The organism is Kitasatospora sp. NPDC057542, from assembly GCF_042801945.1.
Lineage (GTDB): Bacteria > Actinomycetota > Actinomycetes > Streptomycetales > Streptomycetaceae > Kitasatospora.
Genome location: NZ_JBHVFE010000447.1, coordinates 1 through 7,330, shown reverse-complemented (window position 1 = coordinate 7,330; position 7,330 = coordinate 1). Strand labels below are relative to the sequence as shown.

At 71.3% G+C, this 7,330-nt stretch carries 5 protein-coding genes; 1 reads left to right on the top strand and 4 read right to left on the bottom strand.

The annotated features are described in order from the left end of the window. Positions 1 to 13: 13 nt before the first annotated feature. From ACFU7Y_RS36020 to ACFU7Y_RS36005, 4 genes are all read right to left on the bottom strand, one after another. Entirely contained in the window at positions 14 to 502 is a 489-nt protein-coding gene (locus tag ACFU7Y_RS36020) for an ATP-binding protein (protein WP_224276823.1), read from the bottom strand. 208 nt (positions 503 to 710) lie between these two features. Further along, on the bottom strand, positions 711 to 1,937 hold the full coding sequence (locus ACFU7Y_RS36015) for an Ig-like domain-containing protein (protein WP_224276824.1): 1,227 nt from the start codon (positions 1,935 to 1,937) through the stop codon (positions 711 to 713). Between the two features lie 214 nt (positions 1,938 to 2,151). Then, positions 2,152 to 3,399 carry an Ig-like domain-containing protein gene (locus ACFU7Y_RS36010; protein ID WP_224276826.1) on the bottom strand — a complete coding sequence of 416 codons (1,248 nt, stop codon included), beginning with the start codon at positions 3,397 to 3,399 and terminating at the stop codon, positions 2,152 to 2,154. Positions 3,400 to 3,614: 215 nt separating this feature from the next. Further along, on the bottom strand, positions 3,615 to 4,883 hold the full coding sequence (locus ACFU7Y_RS36005; RefSeq protein ID WP_380770882.1) for an Ig-like domain-containing protein: 1,269 nt from the start codon (positions 4,881 to 4,883) through the stop codon (positions 3,615 to 3,617). A 251-nt stretch (positions 4,884 to 5,134) separates the two neighbouring features. On the opposite strand from ACFU7Y_RS36005, the gene glgX reads away from it, so the two are divergent. After that, a partial coding sequence (glgX, locus tag ACFU7Y_RS36000; RefSeq protein WP_380770881.1) for a glycogen debranching protein GlgX occupies positions 5,135 to 7,330 on the top strand: 2,196 nt, incomplete at its 3' end.

Genomic DNA, 7,330 nt, shown 5'->3' with positions numbered 1-7,330 from the left:
GGGCCCGGGAACCTCAGGGCCGCTCGCGCACCCTCAGCTCGAACCAGACGCCCTTGCCCCGCGGCAGCAGGTCCGCGCCCCAGCGGTCGGCGAGGTCGTCGACGATCTTCAGCCCCCGCCCGCGCTCGTTCACCGGCCGGGCCTCCGCGAGGATCATGCAGGGCAGCGCCCGGGAGGAGTCGCGGACCTCGATCCGCAGCCAGCCGGGCTTGCGGCTGACGTGCAGGCCGATGGTGCGCCCGGCCGCGTGCCGCACCGCGTTGGCCACCAGCTCGCCGGTGAGCAGCTCGCCGGCCTCCAGGTGCTGGTGGAGATCCCAGGACTCCAGGACGGAGAGCACCAGTCTGCGGGCCACCGGGCCCGACTCCGGCCGGGACGGCAGCCGCACCTCGCTGGGCGCCGACTGGTCGCACAGTCTGCCGGAATACAGCTCCTCCAGCTCCTCGGAGGTGAGCCGCTCCAGTGCCGAGAGCCCGCCGCCCTGGACGTCGATCCAGGACACCTCTGCCACCACGCCGGCCCCGGGAACCGATGACTGATCTGTTTCGCCCCAACCCGCCATGCGGACCATCATTGCGGAACGCAAGCAGCCGCGTACGGACAATGAGCAAACGATCTCTGCGATTCGGCATATGCCGGAAGCAAGACGGGGTCGACCCGGGCCGACTTCCGTCAAGCCCGGGTTGACCCCGTTCCCCCTCAGCAGCCGGTTACCAGTTGCTCCACGGCACGTTCCAGCCGCTCAGCCCGTTCGCCGGGTCGAGCGTCTCCTTCTTGGTCGAGTTCTTCACGATCATCACGTCGCCGATCAGCGAGCCGTCGTAGAACTTGCCCATCGAGGTGCCGGCGCCGCCGCCCTCCACGTCCTTGAGGCCCACGCAGCCGTGGCTGACGTTGTCCTCGCCGAAGGTGCTGCTCTTGCTCCAGTAGTTGCCGTGCACGTACGTGCCGGAGTCGGTGAGCCGCATCGAGTGCGGGACCTGGAGGTCGTACGGCGCGCCGGTCATGCCGGGCATGGTGCTGGACTGCATCCGCACCACGCCCTCCTTGGACATGACCACCATCGTCCCGTTCCAGGTGGGGTGTTCGGGCGAGCCGGCGCTGATGTCGATCTCGCTGGGCGTCCCGTCCTGTACGACCGTCATCTTGTGTGCGGCGACGTCAACCGTCGAAATCTGGGACCGCCCGATCGTGAAGGGCTCGTCCCGGTCCCCGCCGTACACCCCGGGGGCGATCTCGACGCTCTTGAGCCGGTAGTGCACGACCACCTTGGTGCCGGGCTTCCAGTAATCTTCCGGACGGAAGTCGAGCCGACGGCTGTCGAACCAGTGGCCCTTGACCACGGTGCCGTTGTCGGTCTCGAAGCTGATGCCCTGGGCGACCTCGTCCTTGTTCTTGACGTCCTTGCTGAAGTTCACCGAGACGATCATGCCGACGCCGTACGTGGCGTTGTTGTCCACGTTGTCGGCGGCCTTGGCGAGCGCCGTCGGGGTCAGCGTGCTGAAGTTGCTGTCTGCCGTGGCGACCGCGCCGTCGGCGTCCGCGGCCATCGCGCTGACCTGGTAGGCGGTGCCCACCTCCAGGCCGGTCGTGGGCGTCCAGGAGGAGCCGTCGGCGGAGATCGTGCCGGGGACCTCCTTGCCGGTCTTGTCGTTCACCTTGACGGTGGTGAGCTTGCCCCCGGTCGCGCCGATCTTGAGCGCGTTCGGCGCCACGTCCACCGAGCCGGCCTTGGGCTCGATGCTGACGGCGGCCTTGGAGACCTTCGGCACCGTGCTGGTGGGCGCCGCCGCCGTGGGCTTGGCGCCGGCGGCACCGGCCCCCAGGTCGGCCTTGGCGGCACTGCCGCCGCCCCCACCGCCCCCGCCGCAGGCGGCCGTCAGCGTCATCGCCCCGCCGACCAGGCCGGCGGCCACCACCCTGCGTATCGACCTCAACGTCGATTCCCTCCCTCAGAAAATCCGAGAAACTCCCCGTGGACCCGACGGACCCGACCGGTATACGCATCCGGCCACCGGAAAGGTTGCGCCATTCGTGGGGCCCGTTGCCCCGGAAACCGCGGCGGCCCGCCCCCAACGGGTGAGGATCGGGCCGCACGACGGAGGACTCACCGCAGGGCCCGGAGTACCCGGGCCGACCGCGGGGTAGGGCCTACCAGTTGGCCCAGTCCACGTTCCAGCCGCCCAGCCCGTTGGAGGGCGCGACGGTCTTCTCCTTGGTGTTCACGATCTTGATCGGGTCACCGATCATCGAGTCGTTGAAGAACTTGCCGGCCACCGAGGAGTCGCTGCCGCCCTTCGCGTCCTGCATCGACACGCAGCCGTGGCTGGCGTTGGTCTTGCCGAACGGGCTGGCCCAGTAGTTGCCGTGCACGAAGGTGCCGGAGGTGGTCAGCCGCATCGCGTGCGGGACGTCCTGGATGTCGTACTCGCCGCCGAGACCGACGGTCTGCGAGTTCATCCGGGTGACCTTCTCCTTGGACATGACCACCATCGTCCCGCCCCAGGACGGCGTGGCGTCCGCACCGAGGGTGACCGGCAGCGTGGTGCTCTTGCCGTCCCGCTCGACGGTCATCTGGTGCGACTTGGCGTCCGCGGTGGAGACCATCGACCGGCCGATGGTGAACGGCTCGTCCTTGTCCACGTCGCCGTAGATGCCCGGGGCGACCTCGACGTTCTTCAGCCGGTACTTGACGGTCACCTTGGTGCCCGGTGCCCAGTACTGCTCCGGGCGGAAGTCCACCCGGCGGTCGCCGAACCAGTGGCCCTTGACCACGGTGCCGTTGCTGGACTCGATGGTGATGCCCTTGACGACGGCTTCCTTGTTCTTGACGTCCTTGTTGAAGTTCACCGAGACGATCATGCCGACGCCGTAGGTGGCGCCGTCGCTGATGTTGTCGTTGGTGGAGATCTTCTTCTCCGGCGTCAGCGTGGTGAACGAGGTGGTGGACGCGGCCACCAGGCCCTCGCCGTCCTTGGCCTGCGCGTTCACCTTGTACGCCATGCCGACCGCGAGCGCCCCGGCGGGCTTCCAGCCGGTGCCGTCCGGGGTGATCGCACCCTCGACCGGCTTGCCGTCCTTGTCGGTCACCTCGACCGTGCTCAGCTTGCCGTTGGAGACGGACACCTGGAGCCCGTTCGGCGCGACGTCCTGGGCGCCGTCCTTCGGCTCGACGGCGAGCACCGCGGCCGAGGTCTTCGGTGTCGCCGAGCCGCCCCCGTCCGCCGCCGGCGCGGAAGCCGCACTGCCACCCGCCGAACCGCCGGAACCGCTGCCCTTGTCGTCGTTGCAGGCGGCGGTGAGCAACAGCACCCCGCCCATGACCAGCGCCATCGCACTCCGGCGCCCGTAGCGGTTGGTGGTGCGTATCGCCGCAGCGGCCGTCTTACCCGTCTTCACGGTTTCTCCCCTCCCGGTATCCACTCACTTGACGCGTTGAGTGCCCCCATGAGTTGCACCGTCCGGCCGATCTTTCCGGCCGGACCCCGGACGCGCCGGAGCAGGATAACTAAGCCTTCCGAGTGAAACCTGAGAGGAGTCAGGTTGACGACAGGTGAAGCAGTCGTAAAGCCGGACGGAACGGGCGGAAGCGCCCTTACGGCACGGAAGAGCCCTTACCGCGCGGCCGACCCGGCCGCCCCGGCGGACGGCACCCGGCGCAGCGCGCTCCCGGCCACCCACTGCTCCCACGGCACGTTCCAGCCGTTGAGCCCGTTCTGCGGCGGCACGACCTCCCCGGACGCGGCCTTCACCTCCAGCACGTCCCCCGGGATGGTGTGCTCGAACAGCCAGCCCGCCGGGGAGTCCTTGCTCGCCCCGCCCTTGGCGTCGGCCAGCCCGATGCAGCCGTGACTGGTGTTGGCGGTGCCGAACACCCTCGGGTCCGCCCAGTAGTTGCCGTGCAGGAAGGTGCCGGAGGTGGTGAGCCGCATCGCGTGCGGGACGTCCTGGATGTCGTACTCGTCGCCCATGCCGACGGTCTGCGAGTTCATCCGGGTCACCTTGTACTTCTCCGACACCACCATCACCCCCCGGTAGGTGGAGTGCTCGGGGCTGCCGCCGGAGACCTTGAGCACCCGGACCACCTTGCCGCCCTGGCCGGCCCGGACGGTCAGGGTGTGGGCGTCCAGGTCGACGGTGGAGACCTGCGCCCGGCCGACGGTGAAGTGCACGTCCCGGCTCTGGCTGCCGAACTCCCCGGGCGCGCCCTGCACGTCCTTGAGCCGCAGCGCCACCGTGACCCTGGTGCCGGCCGCCCAGTACCGCTGCGGGCGGAAGTCCAGCCGCTGGCCACCGAACCAGTGCGCGGCCACCGGCACCGGCGGGTCGGCGGAGACCTGGACGGCCTTCTCCACCGCCGCCCGGTCGGTGATCGCACGGCTGAAGCGCAGCGAGACCGGCATGCCGACACCGACCGTGGAGCCGTCCTCCGGGGTGAAGAAGGCCACGAAGGTGTGCGCCCGGGCGACGGTCGTGAACGCCGTGTGCTGGGCCGCCTTCTGGCCCTGGTCGTCCTCGGCGACGGAGTCCAGGGTGAACGCGGTGCCGAGCGGCAACGGGCCGTCCGGCGCCCAGCCGCTGCCGTCCGGGCCGATCGTGCCGGGCACCTCGGTGCCCCTGGTGTCGGCCAGCCGGACGGAAACCAGCCGCCCCTGCGCGACGCGCACCCGGACCGCACCCTCCGACGGCACGTCCTGCGCACCGTCGGCCGGCTGCACGGTGAGCACCGCCCGGGACGACGACGGCGCGGCGTGCGCACCACCCGTGGCCGCGTCCCCGTCCGGCACGACCGCGGGCCCACCGCTGCCACAGCCCGTCAGGACGGCCAGGCAGCAGGCCACCGCCGCCACGCCCCGCGCCCACAGCCGTCCTCGGCGCCGCATCCCGGGGCCCTCCCTGTTCACGTCCGACGCCCGGAACAACGAGAAGCCTCCCGGCGAAGACACGCCGCCCCCGGAGCGGCCACCGCCGGAGCCGCCCCGCCCCCACCCTCCCGGGAGCCCGAACCCCCGAACCCCCAACCCCCTGGCCGCCATCCGCCGGTAAGCCCTCGTTCAACGGCTTCCGATCTGCACAATCCGGGAAAGAGAAGGTGAACTGAGTCCGGAACACCCCGCCCAGGGAGGGTACGGCCATGGCGTCAGGGCAGGAGCTGGAAGCCGGGGCACGGCCGCACGGCCACCCGTACCCCGCCGAGCCACCGTGGCCCGGCAGCTGGCAGCCGCTCGGCGCCCGCTACCGCACCGACCGGCTCGGCCACCGGGGCACCAACTTCGCGCTCTGGGCGGCCGGCGCCGAGGCCGTCGAGCTGTGCCTGTTCGACGAGAACGGCCGGGAGAGCCGGCACCGCCTCACCGAACAGGACTTCCAGGTCTGGCACGGCTTCCTCCCCGGCGTGCGCCCCGGCACCCGCTACGGCTTCCGCGTGCACGGCCGATGGGACCCGTGGACCGGCGCCCGCTGGAACCCGGCCAAGCTGCTGCTCGACCCGTACGCCCGCGCCGTCGACGGCTGTTACACCTCGCACGACGCCGCCTGCTCCGCCGTCCGCAACTGGCCCGAGGCGGACGTCGCCGACACCGTCCGGGACAACCGCGACTCCGCGCCGTACGTGCCCAGATCCGTGGTCGTCCACGATGACGACGACTGGTACGACGACCACCGCCCGAAGACCCCGTGGGCCGAGACGGTGCTCTACGAGCTGCACGTGCGCGGATTCACCATGCGCCACCCCGACGTCCCGCCGGAGCTGCGCGGCACCTACGCCGGTCTGGCCCACCCGGCCGCCGTCGCCCACCTCACCCGGCTCGGGGTGACCGCCGTCGAGCTGCTGCCGGTGCACCAGCACGCCAGCGAGGACCACCTGCAGGCCCGCGGGCTGGTCAACTACTGGGGCTACAACACGATCGGCTACTTCGCCCCGCACGCCGGCTACTCCGCCTCCGGCTCCCGCGGCGGCCAGGTCGGCGAGTTCAAGCGGATGGTCCGGGCCCTGCACGCCGCCGGGATCGAGGTGATCCTGGACGTGGTGTTCAACCACACCGCCGAGGGCGGCGCACTCGGCCCGGCGCTCTCGTTGCGCGGCATCGACAACGCCACCTACTACCGCCTCCCGCCGAACCATCCGCGCGGCTACGCCGACTACACCGGCTGCGGCAACACCCTGGACACCCGCCGCCCGCAGGTGATCCGGCTGATCACCGACTCGCTGCGCTACTGGGTCGCCGAGATGGGCGTGGACGGCTTCCGCTTCGACCTGGCGGCCGCCCTCGCCCGCGGCGGCCCGAACGGAGGCGACGCCGTCGACATGGACCACCCCTTCCTCGCCGCCGTCGCCCAGGACCCCCTGCTCAGCCGGGTGAAGCTGATCGCCGAGCCCTGGGACGCCGGCCAGGGTGGCTACCAGGTCGGCGGCTTCCCCCCGCTGTGGGCCGAGTGGAACGACAAGTACCGCGACACCGTACGGGACTTCTGGCGCGGCGCCCTCCCGGACGTGCGCGATCTCGGCTACCGCCTCTCCGGCTCCTCCGACCTCTACCAGCGGGCCGGCCGCCGCCCGTACGCCTCGGTCAACTACGTGACGGCGCACGACGGTTTCACCCTTCGCGACCTGGTCTCCTACGACCGCAAGCACAACGAGGCCAACGGCGAGGACAACCGGGACGGCAGCGACGACAACCGCTCCTGGAACCACGGCACCGAGGGCGAGACCACCGACCCGGCGGTCAACTCGCTGCGGCTGCGCCAGCTGCGCAACCTGACGGCCACCCTGCTGCTCTCCGCCGGCGTCCCGATGCTCACCGCCGGGGACGAACTGGGCCGCACCCAGGGCGGCAACAACAACGCCTACTGCCAGGACAACGAGGTCGGCTGGCTGGACTGGTCGCTGCTGGAGAAGCCCGCCTGGCAGGAACTGTGCGAGCTCACCGCCCGGCTGGTCCGGCTGCGCCGGGCCCACCCGGTGCTGCGCCGGCGGGCGTTCTTCTCCGGCCGGGCCGTCACCCCCGGCGGCCGGCCGGACCTCGCCTGGTTCACCCCGCGGGGCGGGGAGATGACCGAGGCCGACTGGTTCACGCCGACCGCCTGTCTCGGCATGCTGCTCTCCGGCACCGCGATGTCCGAACGGGACGAGTCCGGGCTGCCGCTCAGCGACGACAGCTTCCTGCTGCTGCTCAACGCGGGCCACGAACCGGTGGTGTTCACCCTGCCCGGCGAGCCCTGGGCGGCGCCGGCGGCCGGGTGGGAGACGGTGGTCGACACCGCCGCGGACCCGGACGAACCGTGTCCGCGGGGCGCCGTCGTCCTGGGCGGGCGCGCGCTGCAGCTGCTG